The following is a 25599-nucleotide window of genomic DNA, read 5'->3' on the forward strand; positions in this document are numbered from 1 at the left end:
CCTGACCAACCTACGAATACGAAGCGATCGCGCTTTAACCAGTCGTCTAATACGTCAAACCACCCTCTTCTACTGGGGGCGCGTCCAACTGCGATGGTCATGAGAGTGAATCTCCAAATATCTTATAAGTACAGTTCTGCTTTTGGTCTAACTTTACAGCCAGCCTCATGCAGAAAGTTAACTGGGTTGTCAATCCAATTTACAATTTTTTACCGACTCTAATAATTCTAGGTAAAAATCGGGAATTTTTCCAGGGGATTCTGAATCAAATTTGATATTTTGGGGATTAGGAAGTGGTGATTAGGGAGTCGGGAGTAGGGTTTGAGGAGATTTTTTGATTCCCTAAAAAATTCTCATTTAATACAGGAGACTGGGTGCGTTACTTAACTATGAATGAAAAAAACACATTTTTCCCCACTCTCCACTCTCTATTCCCCATTCCCTCATCACTGAACGCTAAAATGATGGCTACAGCTATGTTTGATTAAGGCTAAATGTTTACTATTGACATAAGTGTAAGAAACACTGCTTTCCCCATATCAGTACAACGTAAAACTACAGAAGATGCTGAGGCTGTCTATCAGCTAATTTTGGCAGCGATGCGTTCTGGCAATCCTGATATTGTGGAACTCAAGTGTGAAGGCAAAGTAGAAAGAAAAGTTGCCGTCCGTGCTAGTGAAATTTCTGGAGTACAAATAATTCAGAAAGATGGTGTCAGCACTGCTAGTGGCAGACCACCTGGCTTTTTTGCCTTAGCTGGTGAGTAAGTAAGGTGTAGCAATGGCGGAAGTGGGCATCCAGGTTAAAGATCTAAATTTTAGTTGGCCTAATGGTGAGACGGCAATCAAATCTTGCTCTTTAGAAGTACCCAAGGGTGAATTTTGGATGCTTTTGGGGACTAATGGCAGTGGTAAATCAACATTACTCCGATTGTTGGCAGGGTTATTAGTACCGCAGAGGGGTGAAATTGGGGTTTTGCAGCCTGTCGGGTTTGTTTTTCAAAATCCTGATCATCAACTGGTGATGCCAACTGTTGGTGCTGATATAGCTTTTGGGCTAGTGGAAGAAAAGTTACCGCCTGCTGTGGTGAGGGCAAGGGTTGAGGAAGCTTTAGGGGCTGTCAATTTGCTTTCTTTGCAATTGCGTCCTATATATGCATTGAGTGGGGGACAAAAACAGCGTGTAGCTATTGCAGGTGCGATCGCTCGTCACTGTGAAATCTTATTATTAGATGAACCCACCGCTTTACTCGACCCAGATAGTCAACTAGATTTAGTTGCTGGTGTCCACCGCTTAGTTAAAAGTCGGGGTATGACAGCTTTGTGGGTGACACATCGCTTAGATGAGTTGAACTACTGCGACGGTGCTTTTTTGTTAGAAAAAGGTTCCTTAGTTGATTGGGGTGAACCTCAACGCCTCAAACAACGTCTAATGGCAGTACATGATGAAGTCCCCTGAGTCATCTAGCAGGCAACAGGCAACAGGCAATAGGCAATAGGTTTGGTAATTAGTCTTGGTTCTAGTCTATCTGGTAACTGCCATCAAGCTAATTAATCAATAATTACTAACATCTAAGACGCGTCTTTAAATAAGGCGCGTTTATATTTGGCAGGGGTTTTTCTAGATTAATTTTGCAAAATCTTCGCATTTTTGGCTAATTTGTAACATAGTGTTACAAGCAATGCTTCAATTACTATAAAAGTTATGAATGGATTTTGCTAACTCTAGAAAATTGTGATTAAAAACCATGCCCCGTACCTCAGTCCCAGCCGTTCTCTTGGTGGACGGCTACAATATAATAGGCGCTTGGCCTTGTCTGAAAAAAACCCGTGATAGTGCTGGCTTAGAGGCAGCACGCTGGGAACTAGTCGAAGCGATGATTGGTTACAGTGCGTTTCAAGGTTATGACACTCAAATAGTTTTCGATGCCCAATATCATAACGCCTCTAGTAATAAGGAAGTTATTACAGAACTTGTCTCAGTTTATTACACTGATTTTGGGCAAACGGCAGATACTTATATCGAAAAAATTTGTGCCTCTTTGCGATCGCACATTACCACATCTCGAATATCTCGGATGATTGTGGCAACCTCAGACAGGGCGCAACAGTTGGTGGTACAGGGGTATGGGGCTGAATGGTTATCAGCGCAACAACTGTGCAGTGCAGTAGAAACTACAGTTTGTCGAGTACGTCAAAAATATCAAACTCGTAAAAAATCAAATAGTAGATTTTTGGCTAGTGCTATTGATGACCAAGCACGCCAGAAGTTGGCTGCATTGCGTATGGGATTACAGTAGCTATTAGCATCCAAAAGTCTCTAATCTGCCTCCAGAAGGGGTTTTTGGTTGCCATTATCTGCAAGATTGGGTTCAGCAAAAAAAGTTAGCGAAAGTACTTGCCATTTTAGAGTGACTACGCTACTATTAGATATTGTGAGCGGCATCGTTCCTCAGTAGCTCAGTGGTAGAGCGATCGACTGTTAATCGATTGGTCGCTGGTTCGAATCCAGCCTGGGGAGTTTAAAAATTATGAAGGTTGAAGTATGAAGTATGAAGAGTTAAATTTAAATCTTCACCCTTCATCTTACCAAGAGCTATGGTCACTAGATACTAATGTAGTTTTTCTTAATCATGGTTCTTATGGTGCTTGTCCTAAGGCTGTGTTAGCGATGCAACAGAATTTGCGATCGCAGTTAGAGCAAGACCCAGTAAATTTTTTTGGTAGAAAGTGGGAACCACTGATAGACAACGCGAGAAGCAAGTTGGCAGCTTTTATTCATACTGATGTTCAAAATTTAGTATTTGTCCCGAATGCGACAACTGCTGTGAATTCAGTGTTGCGTTCTCTAAATTTTTCACCTGATGATGAAATTCTCACTACCAATCATGAGTACAATGCTTGCCGTAATGCGTTAGACTTCATCGCAAATCGGACTGGGGCGCGAGTAGTCGTGGCAAAGGTTCCCTTTCCGATAGAATCACCACAGCAGGTAATTGCAGCAGTAATTGGCAAAATTTCATCCAAAACCCGATTAGCATTATTAGATCACGTTACGAGCCAGACAGGATTAATCTTTCCGATTCAACAGTTGGCGCAGGAATTGCAGGTGCGGGGTGTAGAAACTTTGGTAGATGGCGCTCATGCACCGGGAATGGTTCACCTAAATATGCAAGAGATTGGTGCAACTTACTATACCGGAAATTGCCATAAATGGTTGTCTGCCCCGAAAGGAGCCGCATTTTTGTATGTACGGCGGGATAAGCACTCTCAAATTCATCCTTTAACAATTAGCCACGGCGCTAATTCACCGCGCACCGATAAAAGCCGCTTTCAGTTGGAATTTGACTGGACAGGTACAGACGATCCTACAGCTTATATGTGCATACCGGAAGCGATCGCTTTTATGGATTCATTATTATCTGGTGGCTGGACAGAATTAATGCAGCGTAACCATCAGCTAGTGTTAGAAGGAAGACAAACACTTTGTGATGCATTAGAAGTACAGCCACCTTGTCCAGAAGAAATGATTGGTTCAATGGCGGTAATACCTATGCCTGCAAGCTTGGAACGTTACAATTATATGTCTTTACATGATGAGTTGTTTGATAAATTTGGCATTCAAGTACAAGTTGTTCCTTGGCAAGAATCACCTCGGTTGCTAGTAAGAATTTCAGCACAGATTTATAACACCTTAGAGGAATATCAGTATTTGGCAAAAATACTGAAGGATTTATCATATAGGAATCCGGGTTGATTACTGAACATACTGGTGTAGTCAGGCAATAGGCAATAGGTAATAACTTCTAAGGCAGCTAAGAATGTACGAATTTTTTTCAAAAATCAAATACTAGTCCTATAGTTTTCCTATACCACTGAGAAGACAGCCTGAATTTTTAGATTGGCTACGATAGTTATAGGCTGCTTAAACAGAAATTTAATATTCTACGGTGAACTAATTGTGCAAAATATCTTATCTAATTTTGTCAAAGCTACAACTTTGAGTCTAGGATTATTGCTCACTACTCCTGTTTTAGCTCAACAGGCTCCTGCCCCAGTAATTAATGGTATCTCGCATCCCAGAGAGTCCAGTTTTTTTAGGGAGGGTAGGGAAAGATTTGAAAAAGAAATTCAAATATTAGCTCAAAGAAGAAGTTTATCAGCTACAATCTTAAAAATTCGTTTACAAAAAATCGAAAGGCACGAAAAGCGCTCGCCTAACAACCAACCTCAAGCTTTACCATCGGATAAACCTTGACATTAATTACAAAAATGCACTTTTTTGTAATCAAATAAAATTAATCCTCTAGATAGCTATACCATTTTGGATTTTGCGAAAAGTCGCTTGGTGCAAGATGTGAATTTATACAATTGATGAATTTAATAAAAGAGGGTGCAATTTACTGCACCCTCTTTAAATTATGTAAATTTGATTACTAAGTTAAAAAACTAGAAGAACAAGGGAAGATAAGAGTTATCAATGACAACAAATCCTCACCAGTCGAAGCGGATATAGTACAGAAAAACTACTCAAATAAAACTTAGTTTAGACAGGGCTAAGGACAGCAAATTCTTCTTGAGATGAGGGAGCTACTTGTACTTCTACTTCCTGTTGTGTATTCCCATTAGATTGAGGTTCCCCTTGTGTTGGTGTACTTCCTTGTGGTTCAGGAACTTCAATATTAAGGATAGTACTTGGTGCATTTTTGAGAAATTCCACTCCTGCTGCAACTTCACGATATGGACGGTCTAGGAGATAGTTAAGTAATGCATCACGTTGTTGCTCTGTGAGTAAGTATGCTTTTTGCTGTACTGTTGTCATAGGGTTCTCATATTATTCATAAACTGTAATTTGGGAAAATCAGTACTTAGAATTCCCGATTCCTATATTCCATTACGTAAATATGTTTGTAATCAGTGAAATAACTGATTCCAGGACAATAGTTTATAATTGTCTCAGTAATATAACGTTCACCTCTGTTGTAGACTCAGCTTAATTGCAGAGATAACAGATGTGGTTGGTTAAAGAAAAATTTTCACTGGGCGATTCTTGTGGGTAAATCAATTCTCATGAATTTATTAAGAGCGATCTCTGGTGTATTTTCGCTTTCCTCTCTCTAAACCCTAACAATATCAGGACAGTTAACTTGCTTAATATACATTATCGTACACATCCTAAGTGTAATTAAGTAGCAGTTAATATTATTCTACATAAAAAATTTATATATTTTTTGAGCTTTAACTGGTGTAACAACCTTTAATGCTTAATTTTTCGTAGATACCTCTTGATATATAAATACAACAATATAATCTTTCAGTAAATATGCGTTAGATTAGTTGCTTTTATTTTAGCCTTAAACCAGAATATTACTTAGGCTAATCAATAGATGATAGCTCAAAAATTGGCTGGTTAACTGAAGTCAGTAATATGCATTTATTAACAATAAACTTTTAGTATTTTAGAACAAACTAAGATTATTTGGATTGCATATATAACTTTGCAACCTAATTTACTCATATCTAAAATCACATTGTTTTTCCAATGGTAAAAATATTTTGCCAACCGTTTCTTATCGGCAATCTAGTGTAAGGATATTTATTTAATGAAATTGCATATTATTATTGGCGGTACAGGTGTAGGTAAAACGTCTCGCTCAGTTTCTCTTGCTTTAAAAACAGGTGTACCAGTAATTGTGATTGATAGAATTCAAACTTATCCTGAACTTGCTACTGGAAGTGGAAGACCTAACCCAGATGAGCTTTTTGGAACAACTCGTTTATATCTTACAGAACGCCAAGTAACTGATGGCGAACTTAGTGCTGACCAAGCATACTTACTATTAGTTATTCTGCTAAGAAAGCTAGAAAATCAACATGATATGGTGATTCTCGAAGGAGGCTCTATATCACTTTGGAAAGCTTTATTTAGTAGTGCAGAACTCAAAAGGCATCAAATCACTATTGAATATTTAACAGTAGCTAATGAGCCAATGTATAAACAAAAAGTAAAGCATCGAATTCAAGAAATGCTTAGACCTCAAGGTCAGACTCTATCAATGATTGAAGAAATAGAAATACTGTGGAATCATCAAGAACAAATTGACTTTGTGCGAACTGTAGTTGGTTATAAGGAAATAATAGATTGGTGTTTTGCAAACAATATTACACCAAAAGATATTGATAATATAACAAATAGAGAACTGACATATAATCACCTGACTCAAAAAATACTAGATGCTCACATAAATTATTCAAAAAAACAATACATTTTCTTTGAAAGAATACTAAATAATTATCAACACAACAATAGCTTAATCCAATTAACCCAGTAATAAAATAATGCGTCCAGAGTTCAATATTTGTGTTTTTTGTGGCTCGCAATCTGGAACTAAACCTGTGTATCAAACTATTGCCAGTGTACTAGCTACGAAGATGGTACAACGGCAAATAGGTTTAGTATATGGTGGTGCTTCCATTGGATTGATGGGTACAATTGCTACAGAATGCCTGCAAGCTGGAGGCTACGTTGTAGGCGTTATTCCAGAAATTTTAATCCCATATGAAATTGCTCATCCAGGGCTATCTTTACTATTAAAAACAACTAGTATGCACGAGCGTAAAGCTGTGATGTATAAATTATCCAATGCTTTTGTTGCGCTCCCTGGTGGCTTTGGGACACTTGATGAATTATTTGAAATCTTAACTTGGACACAACTTGAGATTCACAAAAAACCCGTGATTTTGCTGAATATAGCAGGGTTCTTTAATCCATTACTGGCCTACCTTGACCACATAGTTAAAGAAGGATTTGTGTCAGATAAAGCTCGTGCTTTAATACGTGTTTACGATGACGTGGAATTAATGCTAGACCAGCTTGAGCAAGAACGCGCCTTAATGGTAGATGGTACTACTGTTTTGATATAGCTAACAGCTAACTAATAACCTAATGATTTTATATGTTGAAAATTCATGGCTCATAACAAGTTGCAATCAAAAATAGTCACTTGGGCTGGGAGTAGGGAGTAGGAATACTATTTCTGAACGCAACTTAGTATCAAATAGACAATCATGAAAAAAAATCCTTCGCGCCGACAAATTTTACAGGGTTTGGCTGCTAGTGCTATTGTGATTGGGTTTAGTATTGACCAGTGTTGTTGGGTAACATCTGCTAATGCAGTATCTATCTTTGAAAAATTACCTCAATTAGATGGGCAGCTTTACACAGATAGTGAAACTCTTGCTAGTGCTAGTGTTGACTTCGGTAACATCATACATCGTCAACCGATCGCAGTACTTTATCCTGGGTCAATTGAAGATATTGTTCAAATTATTCAATTTGCTCGTACTCATAAAATTAAAGTAGCCGCCCGTGGTCAAGCTCACTCTACTCGTGGTCAGTCGCAAGTAGAAGCTGGGATTGTGATTAATATGAGTACGCTCAACAAAATTCATTTTGTAGGAACAGACCGCGCCGTTGTGGATGCAGGAGTTTTGTGGAGTCAGTTATTGCAACAGACGCTCCCGCAGGGATTAACCCCACCTGTTCTCACAGATTACATAGGGCTTTCTATTGGTGGAACTCTATCGGTAGGGGGTATTGGCGGTGCAACTCATCGTCACGGCGTTATGGTGGACAATGTTTTAGAACTCAAGGTAGTGACTGGTATTGGTCAACTAGAAACCTGTTCACAATTACAAAACAGCCATCTATATGAATCTGTACTTGCAGGGCTGGGTCAATGCGGAATTATTGTTCAAGCCACTGTTAAACTTATTCCGGCTGCTACCAATGCGCGCGTATTTGAACTGTATTATGACGATTTAGCCACATTTACACGTGACCAACGCTTATTAATCAATGATGAGCGTTTTGATTATGTAGAAGGACAATTAATTGCTAAAGATACTGGGGGATGGCGTTATATGTTGGAAGCAGCTAGCTTTTATACGCCACCAAATGTCCCGAATAATAGCTATTTACTTGCTGGCTTAAACTATAATCGCGGCACAGAAAAAATAGAGGATAAAACTTACTTTGATTTTCTCAATCGTTTAGAGTCTACAGTTGCTTTTCTCAATTCTATTGGGGTTTGGTCTTTTCCCCATCCTTGGGTAGATTTATTTGTGCCTAATAGTGCGGTGGAAACTTTAGTTGCAGAAGTCGCTGCTAGCTTAACCTTAGCTAACACTGGCCAAGGGCCAATATTACTGTATCCAGTTAAAACTAAACGCTTTCAACTACCTTTATTCCGAATCCCAAAGGAAAAAGTGATGTTTCTGTTTTCTATTTTACGAACAGCAGACCCACCAGATAGTTCTACAGTGACAAAAATGATGAACGATAATCGCAAGATATTTGAGCAAAATCGTGATTTAGGTGGTTATATATATCCAATTAGTTCTGTTCCTTTTTCTGGGGATGATTGGAAGCAGCATTTTGGTTCGTGTTGGGAAAAGTTAGTTAGTGCAAAACGCCGTTACGATCCTGATAACTTGCTAACTCCAGGTCAAGGTATTATTCAAGCATTAGCACCAAACCAAACTGCAATATAGCGAGGCGTTGCAAAGGCTAACAATCTCAATTCATCTCGCATTTATGCAACGCCTGTAACGCTACTTTTTAAAACTGAAGTTTTATCGTCTAAGCATGGAATAAGACTGTTAATAACGGCAAGAATGCTAACAGAAATCCATGCCACGATCGCCATTTTGTTGTAGCTGTTGGTTCTGGTGGTGCTAATAAAGCATTGATTCTTTGTTCTAGCCGATCGCCTACACCATCATCTAAGGCAGCACAGCAAATGTCAGATTCAGGTAATACACAGGTTTGGCTAACAACCAACAGCAGCGATTCTGCTAACAGCAATGGATCTACCTGAGATGCCGCATAACTGTCGGCACGGAGTTCTCGCAATACTAACAATTCTTGCCACAAGGCATTTGTATTGGGCAACCAAGCGGTGCAGGAACGCACCCAACCCAGCCAGAAAAACCAAAATGTGTCTCGGTAATGGTGATGTCCTTGCTCGTGGGCTAAGACGCTTTCCACATGAGCAGGTGAGAGAGTTTGCAGCAGTCCTTGGCTAACTACTAGTTCAGGTTGCCAAAAACCAATTTGTCCGGCAAACAGTGCTGGCGTGTTAAGCAGTCTGACTGGTTGACTATCAAGATTGACTAAAGGAGAGTGACGAGCCGATTGTACAGATTGCCAACCTTGAACAGCCAGTTTAATGCATAAAAAGGCAAAAAAGCCCAAGCTCATGAATGCTAAGTCATAGCTGAACCAGCCTGTGTATGCTCCTCCCATTTTGCCTTGCGGCCCCATGAATAAAACAGCGATCGCCGTCATGAAAATCAGCAAAGGCGGAAAGAGAAATACAAATAGCGATCGCCGCCACCGTGCGTTCCAATTTCCTTGGCTATTCACCCAAGAGCATCTTAAGATCCAAGAGACTGCCAAAGTAGCCAAAATTATTACTAAATGCATTTTTATTCCTCCCTGGCTTGGCGTGCAGCTTGAATGCGTTTAGCGATCGCTTCTATTTGCTTGCTAGCAGTTTCATCGAGACTATCGGCAAAGGCCGCGACCACATCAGGATTGCCCACCGCTAAAAACCGTTGTAACTGATCGTGAGCCTTAATTACCTGTGCTTGTTGCTTACTCAACAATGGCCGCCAATAAAAGGCTCGACCTTGCTTATCACAGGCTAGCCAACCTTTTTCTGTCAACCGCCGCAGAACTGTAGTGACGGAAGTATAAGCCAATTCTCTGTTAGGGTCAGCCAGAATGCGATCGTGTACATCTTTGACTGTAACAGAACCCAATTCCCAGATAATATTCAAAATTTCTGCTTCTAAAGGGCCTACAGACAGTTGTTTTGGACGGTAGTCGGGTAAAGGTGCCATGTGCAATAATTTTGGATTTTAGGTTTTAGATAGAGCCTCTTGATTCACAAGAAAATTTGTCTAGCAACGTCTAAAAGATAGATCCTTTCTGCTTTCAGATTACCGTTATTTGTCCTCATTGGCCTAAATCTTGGCATTCCCTCTAGAAAATACTATTGCTTAATTTGTCATTTTAGTTAGTAACACAATTTAGAATGTATCTCGACAATAGAATTTAGAGCAGGTGTATCCAGCGCGTGAAGCTATTCGTATACCACACTCCGGAATTAACTCCGACGAATGAAGTTCCAGACTGCGCGATCGCAGTCGATGTCTTGCGAGCTACTAGCACAATTGCCACAGTCTTAGCGGCTGGAGGCGAAGCGGTGCAAGTCTTCAGCGATTTAAACAAACTCATGGAGGTTAGCGAACAATGGCCATCCGAAAAACGTTTACGAGCCGGAGAACGCGGCGGTGCTAAAGTAGCAGGCTTTGAACTCGGTAACTCTCCCCTAGACTGCACACCAGAGCTAGTGGAGGGTCGTCGTCTGTTTATTAGTACCACTAATGGCACTCGTGCTTTACAACGGGTGCAAAATTCTCCGGCTGTACTAGCAGGGGCGTTAATTAACCGAGATGCGATCGTGCAATTTCTTCTAGAAAAGCAACCCGCAACAGTCTGGATTGTCGGTTCTGGTTGGGAAGGTAGTTTTGCTCTAGAGGATACAGTTTGTGCAGGCGCGATCGCTCATAGCCTGGCAGAAAAATCCCACATTACACCAGATGAATTAGCTGGTAACGATGAATTAATTAGTGCGATCGCGCTTTATTCACAATGGCAGGATAATTTATTGGGATTACTCCATCATGCTAGTCACGGCAAACGATTATTACGTCTTGATTGCCATGAAGACCTAAAATATTGTTCCCAAACTGATATTTTAGATGTTTTGCCAATGCAACATGAAATAGGAGTTTTAAAAAGCAAAAATTAAAATTTATCATGCATTATCAATACACAGTTTTTCTTGTTGTTGTATTGGACTGATTTGGAAATTATTCCAAATTTAAATTTGCAAATTTTAGCTTTGTTTACCTATCTGGAACCATTAATCTTTACGCGACGCTTGTTCTGTTTGCATTTAGATGTTAAAAATGCCCCTGGTAATTATGCCAGGGGCAAACACTTACTTAAATGGCTAGGAGTAAACAGCAAATCAGCTTAAAATAAAATCTCAATAGTTAGAGTTTACAAAAACTAAAAAGGCGTTTTAGTCTGTAAATGTAAAGTTTTTCCTGAGTGAGGATGTTGAAAAATGATTTCCCTAGCATGGAGATGTAAACGATTAACATTGGCACAGCATCCATAAAGGCGATCGCCCAGTATCATTACTCCTAAACCTACCAGCGCATGAACTCTTAATTGATGGGTACGTCCTGTTAGCGGCATAAACTTTACACGGGTGTAGTCGCCTTCTTGAGAAATAACCTGAAAACGCGTCAAGCTTGGTTTACCATGCTGCCAATTAACTTGTTGATAAGGACGATTTTCAGGATCTCCCCATAATGGAAGCTCAATTAAACCTTGGTCAGTTGTAATAGAGCCAGCAAGTATGGCTTCATATATTTTATGAACTTGTCGCTGTTGAAATTGCTGGCTGAGTTGTTTATAGGTTTGGCGATCGCGTGCTATTAACAAAATACCAGAAGTATCTTGATCTAAACGATGCACAGTCATTAATGCCATACCATCAGGTAAAAGTTGACGCAAACGATTCAGCACACTATCTTGGGTTTGCTGGTATCTGCCTGGAACTGAAAGCAACCCAGCAGGTTTGTTTACAGCTATCAACCATTCGTCTTCATAAATAATGGTTTCTCGCCAAAGTTCTTGTCCCATCCCCGACAGCAAAAAGCCCATCAACGGCTGACAGCGTTCTGCACAAGCCTCATAAAATTGCCCCTGTACTTTATCGCCTGAAGATGAACCCCACCAAAATTCTGCCATTGCCAGGGGTTTAAGGTGGTGTGTAGCTGCATAATGTAGCAGCTTTGGGGCGCAACAGTCTCCTGTCCCAGTTGGTAAGCCATTTGGCATTAATTTTTGTAATGATAAAGACTGCCCGAAAAAATTCATTAAAGAGTATGTGGCGTGCATCTGTGCTTGGAGTTGACGCGACAAAGCTTTACGTTGTTGTTTTAGTTCGCGTATGCGTACGTCTGCTGCTGTAATTAACTGCTGAAGAGGCTGTAAAATAGCATCGCGTTGGCGTTTTAGTTGTCGTCGTTCAATTCCATCTTGACGGCTGGCTTCATCAAGTTGTGCAAGGGCAAAAGTGAGTGGTTCGCCTGTGAGGGTTTGGCAAAGTTGCTGGCGTTTTTCTTGGCGTTGATGTCTGCAATGACGGTGGCGATCGCTCATTGCTTGTAACTGTTGTTCAAACTCCCAAGCAAGTTTTTCATACTCCTGTCGTTGCGGTAGTTGCTGTAAGCTGATGATCTCCTGTTTAATTGCTTCTAATTGGGCTAAGGTTTGAGCTTCTTCAAAAACCACTTCTTCTCGCCCTGGAATTGGCGGAACCCAACCTGCAAATACACTTTGACCATTCAATAATCCTGAAAAAGCTTTGATTATCCGTTGTTCACCAGAAGGCAGTTCTACTAACAATACCCCATACATTTTACCTTCACAGGCATAACGCTCATCAGTGGCAAGGTACTTCATTAAACTAATTGCGATCGCTTCTACAAAAGCAGTGCGGGGTAATCTCAGCAGTTCACCCGTATGCGGACAGCACCCTTCATAGTAATAGCTAGGAGATGAGGCGTTGTCAGTTAAATTGCTGTCAATAAAGTCTGAAAGCGGATGTAGTATCACCATACAAGATATGATATCAAGCCTATAGGTGACTATAAGAAGCAGCCTATCGCGCTTGTGCTGATCCCAATGAAAAAATGCGATCACCTGAATTGATAAAACAGCAAGCGATCGCATTTTATTCTGAATTGAAAATTTCTATTCAATTCTGGCGCGTAACATCGTATATGGAAAAAGATTTTTAAATCCATCCTGACGTTCAGCTACAGTTTCAGGAGCCGAGTTCCACAGGCTTTCATAATAGAAAAATGATACACCCAAACCACGTTCTTGGACTGCCCTTACCTGCGACTTAATCTGTTGCATGGATACAGGATTATTGCGTAAGCCTGCCATAATGCCGATTCCCGTAGGAATTCTTCGTTGAGCTTCTTGAATTTCGGGGCGGCTAATCTTGGCGATAAAACTTTGCAGATTGGGGCGATAAACTTGCACAATTAACTCATCCACAATTCCCTGACGCACCCAATTCAGCCAATCTTGCAGGTGAAACTTGTAAGCAAATTCGTAGTAATTAGGAGAAACGGAGAAAATTGCCTTGGGTTTTCTGGCTTTGACTGCTTGGTTAAGTTGCACCATAAAAGCAGTGATTTTATCCGCGCGCCACTTTACCCAAGCTGGATCTTCAGGATTAGATGGAGGTGTTTTTTTAGTTTCTTGAGTATACAAAGCTACTGTGTATTTATCGTAGCCAAATTCATACGGCAAACTCATATGGTCGTCAAACTGAATACCGTCAGCATCGTATTGAGTTACAATTTCCAGCACAAGATTTTTAATTAGCTGCTGCACTTGGGGATGGAAAGGATTCAGCCACACAACCTCACCCGCCGCGCTCATAGATGTTTCGCTACCGTTGCGCTTTCTTGTCAACCACTCTGGATGATTGAGGGCGAGTTCTGATGTTGGGGGAGCCATGAAACCAAACTCAAACCAAGGAACTACCAACAGTCCCTTGCGATGAGATTGATTAATCAAGTCTGCGAGAATATCTTGCCCATCAGTACCACGCATAACAAAGGGCTGAATTCCAGCGCGTTGCGCCGTAGCACTAGGATACATGACATAGCCAGAATTCCATACCACAGGATAGATAGTATTGAAGTTGAGCCGTCGTAGGTGGTTAACAGCTTCTTGAACTTTGTCGCGTTCTCTGAGGGTATTAAAATCATTGTTAGTCATCCAAACCCCACGAATTTCTTGCCGTGGTATTTGGGCGATCGCCGGTGTTAGGCTGTCTACTAACACTACTGTAAACAAAGATATTAACGCGAGTATTGGTAAAAAACCCTTGACCCTACGCCGAAAACTTTGCACAAGGGTACCCAGCCTCATCGGTTTGAATGATTTGTCAGCTACCCACACACGCCATCGCACATTTTTGTGATGGAATTTATTAGCCATATCGCATTTAAGTTGTGTTTTTTATCAGAGAAATGGTTAATTGGTAGTTGTTCATTCAATGCAGCACATCGAATTTTTGCACCGGAGGAAATCAAGCAGACTTTACAATGTTAATTGACGTAACTAGTATCTATTTGTGCCTAATATACGTTTTGACTTGCAAGTATTTTATCAAGTCTTTAATTTTCATAGTTTTTAGCGATTGGGAACCATAATATTACTTATACAAAGTTGTATTATTAATAACTTAATAATATCAAAAACCAAAGCATTATTATGACCATATCAAATCAACCACAGCAACAGCCCCAATATCAGCGTCTCATGAGTTGGCTGCTTTGGTTAATTTCATTAGCTTACATTTATGTTCTGTTGTTATCTCCACCACAACAAATACTACCTGGAGAACCCATTTGGGCAATTCAACCCCAGACTTTACAAGAACTTTGGAATCAATCAGTTAACTTTTTTTTCATCTTGCCAATATTAAATATTATTGGGATTAAAGTCATACCAGATGCGATCGCCCATCCTTTGTTAGAAGCTCTATTTAACTTTGCCTTAGCTTGGATGTTCATGTTTCTCCCCCTACTGCTAGCCGATCCGCGTGGATATGGATTGCCTAAAGTGCTGATTTGGGGTTTAGGAATGTTCCTCACCAATGTTTTTCTGTGTCCTTACATGGCGATTCGAGCAACGAAACCTCCAATAGCAGTTGATAATAAAAACTTGTTAGCGCGTGTATTTGGCTGGATTGGACTAACAATAGGTGTCATTGCCTTAATATGGAGCATCTTAGGCAGACCAGAATTCGGAGACTTAAGCGCAAGAGGACAATATTTTATGCAGAGTTTGATTAGCGATCGCATAACAATTGCCTTTTGTGTAGATATAGTGTTTTTTACTGTGTTTCAAGCTGTGTTGATGGGAGACATTGAACCACAGGGAAGTAACAAACGTTGGTTGAGATTTGTGCCTTTTTGGGGTTTAGCTGTGTGGCTGATTATATAAAGCAGGGGAAAGGGTAAGGGGTAAGAGGGAAAAGGGAAATACTTTTACCGTTTTTACTAATTACCTTTCCCCCTTGCAAAACTCTTTTTGCAAGAGGTCTAATGAACATTGATGTTAGAACGAATCAAAATGCACATTAGCCGAGAACTAAGAGTTTCAACAATGGGTTGTGGAACTTGGGCGTGGGGAAACCAACTGCTTTGGGGATACAACGAAAGCATGGATGATCAGTTGCAATCTGTCTTTAACCTATGTGTCAGCAACGGTGTAACTCTGTTTGACACAGGCGACTCTTACGGCACTGGCCGATTGAATGGACGCAGTGAGTTACTTTTGGGGCGATTTACTCAAGAATATCAGGGATTAAACCAAGAAAATATTTGTATTGCTACAAAACTGGCTGCTTATCCTTGGAGATGGACACGCCAATCAATGATTAAAGCCTGTCAAGCTTCCAACAAACGCTTAGGTAGAAACGTTGATTTAGTACAGATGCACTGGTCTACAGGTAACTATGCACCTTGGCAAGAAAAAGGACTCTTGGATGGTTTAGCTGACTTGTATGAACAAGGGCTAGTTAAGGGAGTTGGCCTATCTAATTTCGGCCCTAAGAGACTCAAACTTGTGCATAAAAGATTTGCGGAACGAGGTGTTCCGATTTCTACCTTGCAAGTTCAGTATTCATTATTGTCTACATATCCTGTGACACAACTGCAACTAAAAGATGTATGCGATGAATTAGGGATAAAACTAATTGCTTATAGCCCTTTGGCACTAGGAATATTAACAGGTAAATACTCAGAAAAAGGGCAACTACCTAAAGGTATACGTGGTTTATTGTTTAGACAATTATTGCCAGGAGCGCGATCGCTTTTATTATCTTTAAAAGAAATTGCCCAAGCTAAAAACAAAACTATGTCACAGGTAGCCATCAACTGGTGTATTTGTAAAGGAACTATCCCTATCCCTGGGGCAAAATCAATAGCACAAGCACAAGAAAATATTGGTGCTTTAGGTTGGTATCTCAACTCACAAGAAATTGCCGAATTGGATCAAGCAGCTGCTAGTTCCGATAAAGTCATGGTGCAAAATATATTTCAGACTAAATGATGGATGATGGCGATCGCTTTTTTAAGAGTTTTTTGTCTTCTAGCCATCCCACTCCATAACCTGTCACCTATAACCTGTAACCTACTTCTTTCTCCTTCACCAGTTAGATGCACTTGAGTATTTACAGTGCAAAGCTAAGAGGGCGTAATAATATTATTTCAAGGATTATTTTGTGGATATCAGCAGACGGGATTTACTCAAGGTAGCTTCTGCTTCTAGTTTGGGTGCAGTAGGGATGCTTGCTGCATCTGGATTGTCCAAACAAGTTTTAGCTCAAAATCAAGCGCATCCAGCCCAAACTAAAAAAGGCGAGATGATTTACAGACAGCTTGGACGTACTGGAGAACAAGTATCTGTAATTGGTCTAGGAGGTCATCATATTGGTAGACCGAAAGATGAGGAAGAAGGTATTAAGCTCATCCGCACTGCCATTGATCGCGGCATCAATTTTATGGACAATAGCTGGGACTATCATAACGGCGGTAGCGAAATTCGTATGGGTAAAGCTCTGCGGGATGGCTATCGTCAAAAAGTCTTTCTGATGACAAAAATTGACGGTCGCACCAAAGAAGCAGCAGCCAAGCAGATTGATGAGTCTCTCAAACGACTACAAACTGATCGCATCGATTTGTTGCAGCATCATGAAGTAATTCGTATGGAAGATCCAGACCGCATATTTGCCCCCGGTGGTGCAATGGAAGCAGTTCTTGAGGCACAAAAAGCAGGTAAAGTTCGCTATATAGGCTTTACTGGCCATAAAGACCCATTAGTTCACCTCAGAATGCTGGATGTTGCAGATCAAAATAACTTTCGTTTTGATACAGTGCAGATGCCGTTGAATGTTATGGATGCACACTTCCGCAGTTTTGAACGTCAAGTATTGCCCAGACTAGTTAAAGATAAAATCGGCGTTTTGGGCATGAAATCAATGGGCGACCAAAACATTCTCAAAAGCAACACAGTTAAACCTATTGAATGTCTGCACTACGCGATGAATCTGCCAACTTCAACCGTAATTACAGGCATTGAAAGAATGGAAATCTTAGACCAAGCCTTTGAAGCCGCACGCACATTTAAACCGATGAGTCAAGAGCAAGTTCAGGCATTGCTCAACCGGACTCGCCAAGCTGCGGCTAAAGGTCAATATGAATTATTTAAAACTACTAACCAGTTTGATAGTACCGCGAAAAATCCTGAGTGGTTAGGTTAATTAATCTTGGCGATCGCTTTTGGGATATTAGGCGATCGCCTAACTTTTTTATGCTAATTTTTATGTATTTTCAAAGCTTGAAAGGTAAAACTTGCTAAAAATATCAGCTAGTTAACTCTTCCTCATTTGAGATGTTAAATGTCAAAACTGCATCGTCAGTCTGGACAAAATATTCGTGATCTTGCTGTTACAAGACGACTTAAAGCAATCTATTTATTTATATCAGCCGGTTTAGTTGCTATTTTTCCTTTCTTTCTGGTAGCATCTGTTAATAATTTTTTGAAACATTTGCCTTCTCTCAATTCACCTCAAATCCCAATTCCAGCCATAAAACTTCCCATCATTGTTTATATTCTTTTTATTTTTATAGCCTTGGGGTTAATTCTTAATGGTATCTATTTTTGGCAAAGAGCGAACCAGGCTGATCAAGGGGCAGAAGCCGAAGAAGATATAGCCAAACTACTAGTTCCATTACACCAAGAAGGCTGGCATATAGAGTACAGATAAAATACGAGGAGTATATGTAGTTGAAAAATCTACCTTAAATTCACTACTAAAATTTCTAGGTTAAGGCAACATCTCCGTTTATTAGTAAAGTAAAATTTTTGTCATATCATAAAAATTTAAACCCAATACGCATTAAACTACCTATAGATTTAGCCAGAGTGGACATTAGTTAACAGAAAATTTTTAACACTAAGCATGAATTCAGATTTGAAAAAAACCCTGGCCACAATTGTAAAAGTTATATCGACAATTCTGATAACTGCTGCAATTGGCTTAGAAGTAAGGAACATTTATGCTGTATTAAATCACAATCAGATACCGAGCAGTCTGAACCCGATTGTTTGGCTGGAGCGTTTTGTACTCACGGCTCACTTAATTGAAGCTGCGATCGCTGCTTTTTATGCCTCTACAAAAAATAAAATACCAATTAAATATGCAACTTATACTTTTTTTGTCGGCACAGTTGGTTTGCTAGAACTGTTTGCGAAAAAAGAGGAGTAGCTTTTATCTGCTGTGCAACGCGCTTAAAAGTTTGGTTGATGCGTCACTCCAAACCTATGCAAAATCGTAAAAGCCCTCTCCTCTATTTTCTGTGGTCTTTATAATAAATCTTCAACTAAACACCCGAAATTAAGCTGATTTTTGCCAACCTACTAAACTTACCAGTTGTAATGCTTCAGCCACTTGTGGGTGCAAAGTGCAGTACCAGACATCCTGAAAACTCCACTCTACTAAAAATGCAGTAGGAAATGGAGAATTATCAGCATGGGTTGGCAAAGAGCGATTTAAATGTTTTGCCAGCAGATAGCCTAATCTGGCATATTGCAGATTAACTGCGCCGTAATGTTCATAACCAGCTGCTTTAGCTAGGTCAGAAGTTGTTGCAGTACGATTTGGGAAATGGTAATGAGCCTTTAACATAGCTCTGTGTCCCACAGTCAGGTTTGCTTCAATAGCCATGAAAGCATCTGCATATTCCTCAGCTGATGGGAGAAATTGATCAATATGAGAGTCAGGCGTATCAATCACCTCTTCCATATCATCTAATGCAGCAGCGATGAGTTCACTACAAAAGGCACTTTTAGTGTAGCCCATCAGTTGAGCAAGTTTTTCTAGGCGTGCGTTTTCACTTGGGAGGAGTGTGACGGAAAACCTCACAGACTCTTCCTGGCACTGCAACATCTTGTGCGCTAATCTTTGAACTTTAGTCATAATGACAAAATGCACCAAAATAATTAATCATTTTTAACACCAGTATTTATAGTGGTCAAATTCTGTTAAATATCATGGCAATAAAAATGAAGAAATAATACGAAGGATACATTAGAGGCGAACAGCCGTTCGCCCTTACGTTCTATGCAGCTACTTCTTGTATTTGTTGAGAATTTTGCTTTAGGATGTCGGTGATTTTTTCGGCTGGTGCAGGTTTAGCAAAATAAAATCCCTGACCTTCTTGACAACTACGCTTTTGTAAATATTCCATCTGTTCTTGAGTCTCCACTCCTTCGGCTGTGATTTTCAGTTGGAGGCTTTTAGCTAAGGCAATGATGGCATCAGTCACAGCAGCACTATCAGGATTTGAGGTGACATCTTGCACAAATGACCGATCAATTTTGAGCATATTTACAGGAAAACGCTTCAGGTAGTTCAAAGAAGAGTAGCCAGTACCGAAGTCATCTAGTGCCAGCCAGATGCCTAATTCCCTTAATTCTTGAAGGGTTTGAACTGAACGCTGAATATCACCCATCAAAAAGCTTTCAGTAACTTCTAATTCTAGATAAGATGCTTGCAATCCTGTTTCTTGAAGGATTTGCCTGACAACCTCTACTAAGTTTGGTGCTTCAAATTGCCTTGCTGAGAGGTTAACTGACATCCGAATTGGTGGCATTCCGGCAAGCTGCCAAGCACGATTTTGGGCGCAGGCGGTTCGCAACACCCATTCACCAATAGAGACGATTGAACCATTATCTTCTGCAATAGGAATAAATTTGGTTGGCGAAACCAAACCCTTTGTAGGGTGCTGCCAACGTACTAATGCTTCCATAGCAGTTACTTGTCTGGTTTGTAAATCTATCAGGGGTTGATAATAAACTACCATTTCGCCGCGTTCGAGCGCACCACGTAATTCATTTTCTAGTACTAATCGCTCTTGCAATTGAGCGTTAATTTCTGGTGAATAAAACTGGTATTGGCTACGCCCTTGTTGTTTTGCTTGATACAGTGCCATATGAGCCTGTTGTAGTAGGCTATCTACACTGTGACGATCGCCTAAATCATTAACTGTGATTCCAATACTGGCTGTAATGTGAATCTGCTGTCCACCTATCAAATAAGGTTTGGATAGGTTACTTAATATTAACTGGGATAATTTAATGACGTTTTCAAATGAAATGACCTCAGTATGAGCGATCGCAAATTCATCTTGGCTCAAATAGGCCAGGATATCTGTTTGTCCCATACAGTTTGTTAAACGTTGGGCAATTGCTCTTAAGAGTAAGTTAGATTTTTCATGCTCCAACCCATGATTAATAGCTGTGAAATCATCGATACCAAGCGAAAGAACAGCTACAAGCTGTTGGGGATTATGAGATTTAGATACATACTCATAAAGGCGATCGCGAAATAAATCTCGATTTGGTAATCCAGTCAAGTTGTCATAGTTGCTAATCTGATGAATTAACTCATCTAGTTTATGCAGCGTTTGTGAGGTATCCGCCATGAGTGTACCTGCCTCATCTACAAATTCTGTAGGCAGTTGGGGTAATTTTTTTGAATATAAATAATCATGCAATGCACCAGATGTCGAAATTACTGGAGCAAGCAGATAGCGCAATGCATAGAGGGTTGCTGCTGTACCTGCTAGCGTCGCCACAAGAGCTATGAGTAGTACTCGCACTGCCATTTCCCAAGAATAGGAGTTAGAAGTAACGAAACAAAATAGCAAAGTTAGCAGAGGTACGTGAGTACCCAAAAAAGCTACTGTCATGATTTTGGCAGTGTAACTTTGCTTGAGTAACGGAAATTGAGCTAGAGATGAATATAGGTCAAGTTTTTGATTGAGTTTCATAGATTTTGCTTTAAGTAGTTTCATCGCAAATTGATTACCAATGTTTCCTCAGTACAATTGGCAATTCATACTCCACCGAAAATAACTAGTTACGGGTGGGTTATATATTATGCTTCCCCAACTATCTATCAACGGTATAAATTTTTCTATAGAGATTCTGTAAAGCAAAATATACAGGCAGTTTGATACTGAAAATTTATTTAAGTAAAATTACTATCAAATAGATAAAAAAGTATAAAAAATAGCTTTTTTACTGATTTCATCCCTTGGATAAGATTAATTTCCATCGGTAGGAAGGTGAATACATTGCCAAACCAAGGCAAACTCAAGACTACATAGGGGCATTTGCCAAGGTTTTTGGGAAAGCATTTTTGTGATGGGCGATCGCCTACAAACTTTCTGTTGGAATTTAGAATTTAACCGCTCTGTGCCAGATCAGCTAAATTCCCAATAAATAGCAATAAAAGCCAAATTTTTTGCTAATCTTTTAACTTTCATAACCCAATTTTATGCTTGACTGAGTTACCAATCTCAGTTACTCAATTGGCTACTTAAGTAATATCTTGTTTAGAAGAAAATTACATTAGTTTTTTCTTAATCAAATCATTATTTAGGAGGAGTATATAAAAAATTATGACAAGACCAAATTTACCTCCCAACATTCAAAAACCAGCCAGACAAGCAGTTGCTAATCCTGCTTTTGAGCGTTTAGCAAGATTAGGTTTTGCCGCTAAAGGAATTGTCTATTTTGTTGTTGGTTTGTTGGCAGCACAAGCAGCCTTTGGTACAGGTGGCAGAACCACAGATACCAGTGGTGCGCTAGAAACTATTGTCTCTCAACCTTTTGGGAAATTCCTGTTAACTATTTTGACTGTTGGTTTAATTGGTTATGCACTTTGGCGGTTAGCAGAGGCGATTTTTGACCCTGAACACTCTGGTCAAGCGGATACTAAACAAGTAATTAAACGTTTGGGATATGCCTTTAGTGCTTTAGCTTATGCTGCTTTAGCTTGGACAGCAATCAAGCTGATTATCGGTTCGGGCGGCGGTGGTGATAATTCCACTCAAGACTGGACAGCACGATTATTAGCTCAACCCTTTGGTCAATGGTTGGTGGGATTACTTGGGATAATTGTAATTAGTGTTGGTATTTCTTATCTTTACGAAGCCTACAAAGCTAAGTTTCGTCGCCATTTTAAATTGCAGGAAATGTCTGCTGATGAGCGAACCTTGGCAATACGCGCAGGTAGATTTGGGATAGCTGCTCGTGGTATTGTCTTTGCCATCATCGGCATTTTCTTCATTCAAGCAGCACGCCATTCTGATGCTAGTGAAGCGAAAGGTTTGGGTGAAGCTTTAGCAGTTTTAGCGCAGCAGCCTTTTGGCCCTTGGATTCTCGGTTTAGTTGCTTTAGGTTTGATTGCTTACGGAATATATTCGTTGGTTGAGGCTCGTTATCGCCGGATTGATAATCAATAAAAAGTAGAGACTAGAGGCTAGAGGTTAGGGACTAGAAAAATGCTATATGAGGTTTTTAGCAACTATAGCAATCCTACTTAATTTACAAACTAGCCGTTGAGGCTGGCAATAGGCACTCTTGCAACAGATTTGTTTGGATCTCCTACACGGTTTACTACATAGAAAACCTATTTGATATTTAACCATCAAGATGTTCAGATCCCCGACTTTTAAAAAAAGTCGGGGATCTTGCCGTTAAGCTAAATCAAATAGCAGAATTTCCGCGCCAATGTCGGTGCTAATTTCGAGGTGTTCTTCGCCGCTAATTTGTACGCCATCGCCGGCTCTGAGTTCGTCACCGTTCAAAGTTGCTACACCTTGGGCTATTTGTAACCAAGCGTAGCGATCGCGTTTCAAGTGATAATTCACAACATCACCACTCTCTAATACAGAGGTGTATAGATCAACATCTTGGTGAATTGTCACTGCACCGTCGCGTCCATCTTTGGCTGCTATTAAGCGTAATTTACCGCGTTTTTCTGCTAAAGAAAACGCCTTTTGCTCATATCTAGGGGCTAATCCTTGCTCATCAGGCAAAATCCAGATTTGCAGTAAGTGCAGTGGTTCAGTTGGCGAGGGATTAAATTCGCTGTGCATGATTCCTGTACCCGCACTCATAATTTGTGCGTCACCAGGACGAATTACTGACCCTGTACCCAAACTATCTTTATGCTCAACTGCACCAGACAGCACATAGGTCAGGATTTCCATATCTCGATGTCCGTGGGTAGGAAAGCCAGCACCAGGAGCGATGCGATCGTCGTTAATTACCCTGAGAGAACGGAAACCCAGGCGATTCGGATCGTAAAAATGACCGAAGGAAAATGAGTGGAAGCTATCTAGCCAACCAGTTTGGCTACGACCCCGATTATTTCTATCATGAACTAGATAGTTAATTGTATTTTGAGCCATAAATTTACCTCGTCAATAATTCATATGTTTATGTGCAGAAATTTTTGGCAATCTAGAGACGTAGCATTGCTACGTCTCTACAAATTTAATTATTTAACCTAGTTAACGTGCAATGTTGTAACTGCCAAAAAACGAAAGTATTTTTTAAGTACATTCATTTATTTTTGGCATATTTAAATATTAGAATATCTACCTATAAAATGAAAAGTACGCACTAAAAAGTGGCGTACTTACCAAAAGGATACTATTAGGTTTTAAAGCATTTATCTCACAGATGCTGGTGTTCTGGTTGTACTAGCAGCATTACCGTTTTCTGCTTTGATTTCATCTATTTGCAGATGCGCTTCTAAGAACCAGAGTCGCTTGTCAATGGTGCGAGAAACCTCTGTATAAAGGTCAGCTGTATCTAGATCACCTAAGTCATTGGTTTTGTTGATCGCTTCTCTAATATGTTTAGCGTAAAGTGCAAAGCGGTCTGCCAATGCTGTTACGTGGGCTTTACCATCTAAAATATCGAGAGGATATTCTGGCAAGATGGAATTACTAGCAGCAAGTCTAGCTGTTCCGAAAGCGTAGCCACCTAAAGCGGTAACGCGTTCAGCAACCATATCAACATATTCTTCTAATTCGCCAGCAATCTCATCAAACAATTCATGTAACTGATAAAAGTCAGTACCTTTAACGTTCCAGTGGGCTTGCTTGGTTTGGGTTTTTAAATCCAAAGTAGCTGCCAATGTTTGATTGAGAATGACTACGATTTGAGAACGTGCTTCTGCGGGAATATCGATGCGAGTAGGATAGAGGCGGGATGTCTGCTTATTGTCGCTCATGATTCTTTCTTTATTTGATCGACACAATGAGTCTACAAAAAATCCTTTAGTGTGCGGAACTTCCCCAAGACAGATGGTTTTTTGGCGTTAATGAATTATTATCTTAATCATACTTAGATATCCTCACTTATTCATTGGTGATGATTGTCTATAGTACCGAATGTGCCACCAAATAAGCGATCGCGGATCAGATCATTGTGCAAGAAGTCATGCGGAAAACCGAGTTCAATTTTACTAACTTCATTTAGGCGTTGCAAATGTTCTGGCGATAAAGTTACATCCAAAGAAGCCAAGTTATCTTGAAACTGGCTAAGTTTGCGTGCGCCGATGATAGGAATAATTACACTGCTTTGGGCGCGTAACCAAGCTATTGCTACCTGAGAAGGTGAATGTCCGATTTCTGAAGCAACTTGACTGACCACCTCAGCGATCGCTAAACTGTGTTCTGAGACATTACCCATTTCTGGATTTGACAATCTTCCTTGTTCTTCCCCTGGTTGCAAAGGCTTGTTGTATTTACCTGTGAGAACCCCACCAGCCAACGGCGACCAAGGTGTGATGGCTAAATCAAAAGCTTTCGCCATTGGTATTAAGTCTCGCTCTGGTGTGCGTTGAATCAAGTTATACTCAATTTGCAGAGCTACAAACGGTGTCCAGCCTTGATATTGAGCGATGGTGTTAGCTTGAGAGATAATCCAAGCTGGTGCATCAGAAATACCGATATAAAGAACTTTACCTTGACGCACCACATCATCAAGCGATCGCATCACCTCCTCAATAGGAGTGGTAAAATCCCAAGCGTGTAACCAAAATAAATCTATGTAGTCTGTATTCAGCCGTTTTAAGCTACCTTCCAAAGACTGCATCAAATTCTTGCGATGGTTTCCACTAGCATTAGGATCGCCTTTTTTTTCACCCATGCGTAGGGGAAAAGAATATTTAGTTGCAACTACAAAGCGTTCTCTGTCTTTGGCAATTAATTCACCGACAATTTTCTCACTACTACCGTCGGTGTAACCATTCGCAGTGTCAATAAAATTTCCACCTGCTTGTGCGAAAGTATCAAATATTTTGCTGCTTTCATCAACAGAAGCACCCCAACCCCAGTCCTCACCAAACGTCATCGTTCCCAAGCAAAGTTCAGAGACTCTTAACCCGCTTTTGCCCAAGAGTTTGTATCTCATAATAACTTCCTCACTGGTTGACATTGAGTGTACCGAGGGCTGGCTACTTCTGTCTTTGCTATTTTTTGCTTAAGTTATGCAAAT

The 25599-nt window shown here is 40.2% G+C and carries 26 protein-coding genes and 1 tRNA gene; 16 read left to right on the forward strand and 11 right to left on the reverse strand.

Features of this window, described 5'->3' with window-relative positions; all coding sequences use genetic code 11:
* Window positions 1–494: 494 nt before the first annotated feature.
* The 6 genes from H6G76_RS31465 to H6G76_RS31490 all read left to right on the forward strand — a co-directional run bounded on the left by H6G76_RS31465 (window position 495) and on the right by H6G76_RS31490 (window position 4257).
* Window positions 495–767: a hypothetical protein gene (locus H6G76_RS31465; RefSeq protein ID WP_190709674.1), complete on the forward strand. Its 273-nt coding sequence runs from the start codon at window positions 495–497 to the stop codon at window positions 765–767.
* Between the two features lie 13 nt (window positions 768–780).
* Complete coding sequence (locus H6G76_RS31470) at window positions 781–1458, forward strand: ABC transporter ATP-binding protein (protein WP_190709676.1); 678 nt, start codon at window positions 781–783, stop codon at window positions 1456–1458.
* Window positions 1459–1747: 289 nt separating this feature from the next.
* Complete coding sequence (locus H6G76_RS31475) at window positions 1748–2299, forward strand: NYN domain-containing protein (RefSeq protein ID WP_190709677.1); 552 nt, start codon at window positions 1748–1750, stop codon at window positions 2297–2299.
* Between the two features lie 149 nt (window positions 2300–2448).
* Window positions 2449–2520: transfer RNA gene (locus H6G76_RS31480), tRNA-Asn, on the forward strand.
* 24 nt (window positions 2521–2544) lie between these two features.
* On the forward strand, window positions 2545–3756 hold the full coding sequence (locus H6G76_RS31485; RefSeq protein WP_190709679.1) for an aminotransferase class V-fold PLP-dependent enzyme: 1212 nt from the start codon (window positions 2545–2547) through the stop codon (window positions 3754–3756).
* Window positions 3757–3960: 204 nt separating this feature from the next.
* A complete protein-coding gene (locus tag H6G76_RS31490) occupies window positions 3961–4257 on the forward strand; it encodes a hypothetical protein (protein WP_190709681.1) in 297 nt (98 codons plus the stop codon).
* Between the two features lie 288 nt (window positions 4258–4545).
* Here the strand turns inward: H6G76_RS31490 and H6G76_RS31495 are convergent, their stop codons facing one another.
* Entirely contained in the window at window positions 4546–4821 is a 276-nt protein-coding gene (locus H6G76_RS31495) for a hypothetical protein (RefSeq protein WP_190709684.1), read from the reverse strand.
* A 781-nt stretch (window positions 4822–5602) separates the two neighbouring features.
* Here H6G76_RS31495 and H6G76_RS31500 point away from each other — a divergent pair.
* The 3 genes from H6G76_RS31500 (at window position 5603) to H6G76_RS31510 (ending at window position 8552) form a co-directional block, all read left to right on the forward strand.
* Window positions 5603–6331: an isopentenyl transferase family protein gene (locus tag H6G76_RS31500; protein ID WP_190709686.1), complete on the forward strand. Its 729-nt coding sequence runs from the start codon at window positions 5603–5605 to the stop codon at window positions 6329–6331.
* A gap of 7 nt (window positions 6332–6338) precedes the next feature.
* Window positions 6339–6923 (forward strand): TIGR00730 family Rossman fold protein, encoded by a 585-nt coding sequence (locus H6G76_RS31505; RefSeq protein WP_190709688.1) that lies wholly within the window; start codon window positions 6339–6341, stop codon window positions 6921–6923.
* A gap of 144 nt (window positions 6924–7067) precedes the next feature.
* Window positions 7068–8552 (forward strand): FAD-binding protein, encoded by a 1485-nt coding sequence (locus tag H6G76_RS31510; protein ID WP_190709690.1) that lies wholly within the window; start codon window positions 7068–7070, stop codon window positions 8550–8552.
* Between the two features lie 88 nt (window positions 8553–8640).
* Here H6G76_RS31510 and H6G76_RS31515 read toward each other — a convergent pair whose 3' ends face one another.
* Together H6G76_RS31515 and H6G76_RS31520 are read right to left on the reverse strand one after the other, a co-directional pair.
* On the reverse strand, window positions 8641–9486 hold the full coding sequence (locus H6G76_RS31515; RefSeq protein WP_190709692.1) for a M56 family metallopeptidase: 846 nt from the start codon (window positions 9484–9486) through the stop codon (window positions 8641–8643).
* Between the two features lie 2 nt (window positions 9487–9488).
* Window positions 9489–9905 carry a BlaI/MecI/CopY family transcriptional regulator gene (locus H6G76_RS31520; RefSeq protein ID WP_190709694.1) on the reverse strand — a complete coding sequence of 139 codons (417 nt, stop codon included), beginning with the start codon at window positions 9903–9905 and terminating at the stop codon, window positions 9489–9491.
* Window positions 9906–10141: 236 nt separating this feature from the next.
* Here H6G76_RS31520 and H6G76_RS31525 point away from each other — a divergent pair, with 236 nt between their 5' ends.
* Window positions 10142–10879 (forward strand): 2-phosphosulfolactate phosphatase family protein, encoded by a 738-nt coding sequence (locus H6G76_RS31525; RefSeq protein ID WP_190709696.1) that lies wholly within the window; start codon window positions 10142–10144, stop codon window positions 10877–10879.
* Between the two features lie 263 nt (window positions 10880–11142).
* Here H6G76_RS31525 and H6G76_RS31530 read toward each other — a convergent pair whose 3' ends face one another.
* The gene (locus H6G76_RS31530) at window positions 11143–12765 is read right to left on the reverse strand and encodes an RluA family pseudouridine synthase (protein ID WP_190709697.1); all 1623 of its coding nucleotides are present in this window, start codon (window positions 12763–12765) and stop codon (window positions 11143–11145) included.
* A 135-nt stretch (window positions 12766–12900) separates the two neighbouring features.
* Window positions 12901–14166, reverse strand: a complete 1266-nt coding sequence (locus H6G76_RS31535; protein ID WP_190709699.1) for a glycoside hydrolase family 10 protein — start codon at window positions 14164–14166, stop codon at window positions 12901–12903.
* A gap of 276 nt (window positions 14167–14442) precedes the next feature.
* Here H6G76_RS31535 and H6G76_RS31540 point away from each other — a divergent pair, with 276 nt between their 5' ends.
* Together H6G76_RS31540 and H6G76_RS31545 are read left to right on the forward strand one after the other, a co-directional pair.
* Entirely contained in the window at window positions 14443–15177 is a 735-nt protein-coding gene (locus H6G76_RS31540) for a hypothetical protein (RefSeq protein WP_190709701.1), read from the forward strand.
* 129 nt (window positions 15178–15306) lie between these two features.
* Entirely contained in the window at window positions 15307–16287 is a 981-nt protein-coding gene (locus tag H6G76_RS31545) for an aldo/keto reductase (protein WP_190709722.1), read from the forward strand.
* Here the strand turns inward: H6G76_RS31545 and H6G76_RS37900 are convergent.
* Entirely contained in the window at window positions 16275–16400 is a 126-nt protein-coding gene (locus tag H6G76_RS37900) for a hypothetical protein (RefSeq protein ID WP_277883149.1), read from the reverse strand. The two genes, H6G76_RS31545 and H6G76_RS37900, sit on opposite strands and share 13 nt — an antisense overlap.
* A 59-nt stretch (window positions 16401–16459) precedes the next feature.
* On the opposite strand from H6G76_RS37900, the gene H6G76_RS31550 reads away from it, so the two are divergent.
* The 3 genes from H6G76_RS31550 to H6G76_RS31560 all read left to right on the forward strand — a co-directional run bounded on the left by H6G76_RS31550 (window position 16460) and on the right by H6G76_RS31560 (window position 18505).
* Entirely contained in the window at window positions 16460–17497 is a 1038-nt protein-coding gene (locus H6G76_RS31550; RefSeq protein ID WP_190709703.1) for an aldo/keto reductase, read from the forward strand.
* 138 nt (window positions 17498–17635) lie between these two features.
* Window positions 17636–18004, forward strand: a complete 369-nt coding sequence (locus tag H6G76_RS31555; RefSeq protein ID WP_190709705.1) for a hypothetical protein — start codon at window positions 17636–17638, stop codon at window positions 18002–18004.
* A 195-nt stretch (window positions 18005–18199) separates the two neighbouring features.
* The gene (locus tag H6G76_RS31560) at window positions 18200–18505 is read left to right on the forward strand and encodes a hypothetical protein (RefSeq protein ID WP_190709707.1); all 306 of its coding nucleotides are present in this window, start codon (window positions 18200–18202) and stop codon (window positions 18503–18505) included.
* Window positions 18506–18634: 129 nt separating this feature from the next.
* Here the strand turns inward: H6G76_RS31560 and H6G76_RS31565 are convergent, their stop codons facing one another.
* Both H6G76_RS31565 and H6G76_RS31570 read right to left on the reverse strand, forming a co-directional pair.
* Window positions 18635–19216, reverse strand: coding sequence for a hypothetical protein (locus H6G76_RS31565; RefSeq protein WP_190709709.1), 582 nt, complete (start codon window positions 19214–19216; stop codon window positions 18635–18637).
* A 142-nt stretch (window positions 19217–19358) separates the two neighbouring features.
* On the reverse strand, window positions 19359–21071 hold the full coding sequence (locus H6G76_RS31570; protein WP_190709711.1) for a bifunctional diguanylate cyclase/phosphodiesterase: 1713 nt from the start codon (window positions 21069–21071) through the stop codon (window positions 19359–19361).
* Between the two features lie 633 nt (window positions 21072–21704).
* On the opposite strand from H6G76_RS31570, the gene H6G76_RS31575 reads away from it, so the two are divergent.
* A complete protein-coding gene (locus H6G76_RS31575) occupies window positions 21705–22550 on the forward strand; it encodes a DUF1206 domain-containing protein (RefSeq protein WP_190709713.1) in 846 nt (281 codons plus the stop codon).
* Between the two features lie 234 nt (window positions 22551–22784).
* Here the strand turns inward: H6G76_RS31575 and H6G76_RS31580 are convergent, their stop codons facing one another.
* The 3 genes from H6G76_RS31580 to H6G76_RS31590 all read right to left on the reverse strand — a co-directional run bounded on the left by H6G76_RS31580 (window position 22785) and on the right by H6G76_RS31590 (window position 25515).
* Window positions 22785–23501, reverse strand: coding sequence for a pirin family protein (locus H6G76_RS31580; RefSeq protein WP_190709715.1), 717 nt, complete (start codon window positions 23499–23501; stop codon window positions 22785–22787).
* A gap of 263 nt (window positions 23502–23764) precedes the next feature.
* Complete coding sequence (dps, locus tag H6G76_RS31585) at window positions 23765–24331, reverse strand: DNA starvation/stationary phase protection protein Dps (RefSeq protein WP_190709717.1); 567 nt, start codon at window positions 24329–24331, stop codon at window positions 23765–23767.
* Window positions 24332–24462: 131 nt separating this feature from the next.
* The gene (locus tag H6G76_RS31590; RefSeq protein WP_190709720.1) at window positions 24463–25515 is read right to left on the reverse strand and encodes an aldo/keto reductase; all 1053 of its coding nucleotides are present in this window, start codon (window positions 25513–25515) and stop codon (window positions 24463–24465) included.
* Window positions 25516–25599 lie beyond the last annotated feature (84 nt).

The sequence above is a fragment of the Nostoc sp. FACHB-152 genome (genome assembly GCF_014697475.1).
Taxonomy (GTDB): Bacteria; Cyanobacteriota; Cyanobacteriia; order Cyanobacteriales; family Nostocaceae; genus Nostoc_B.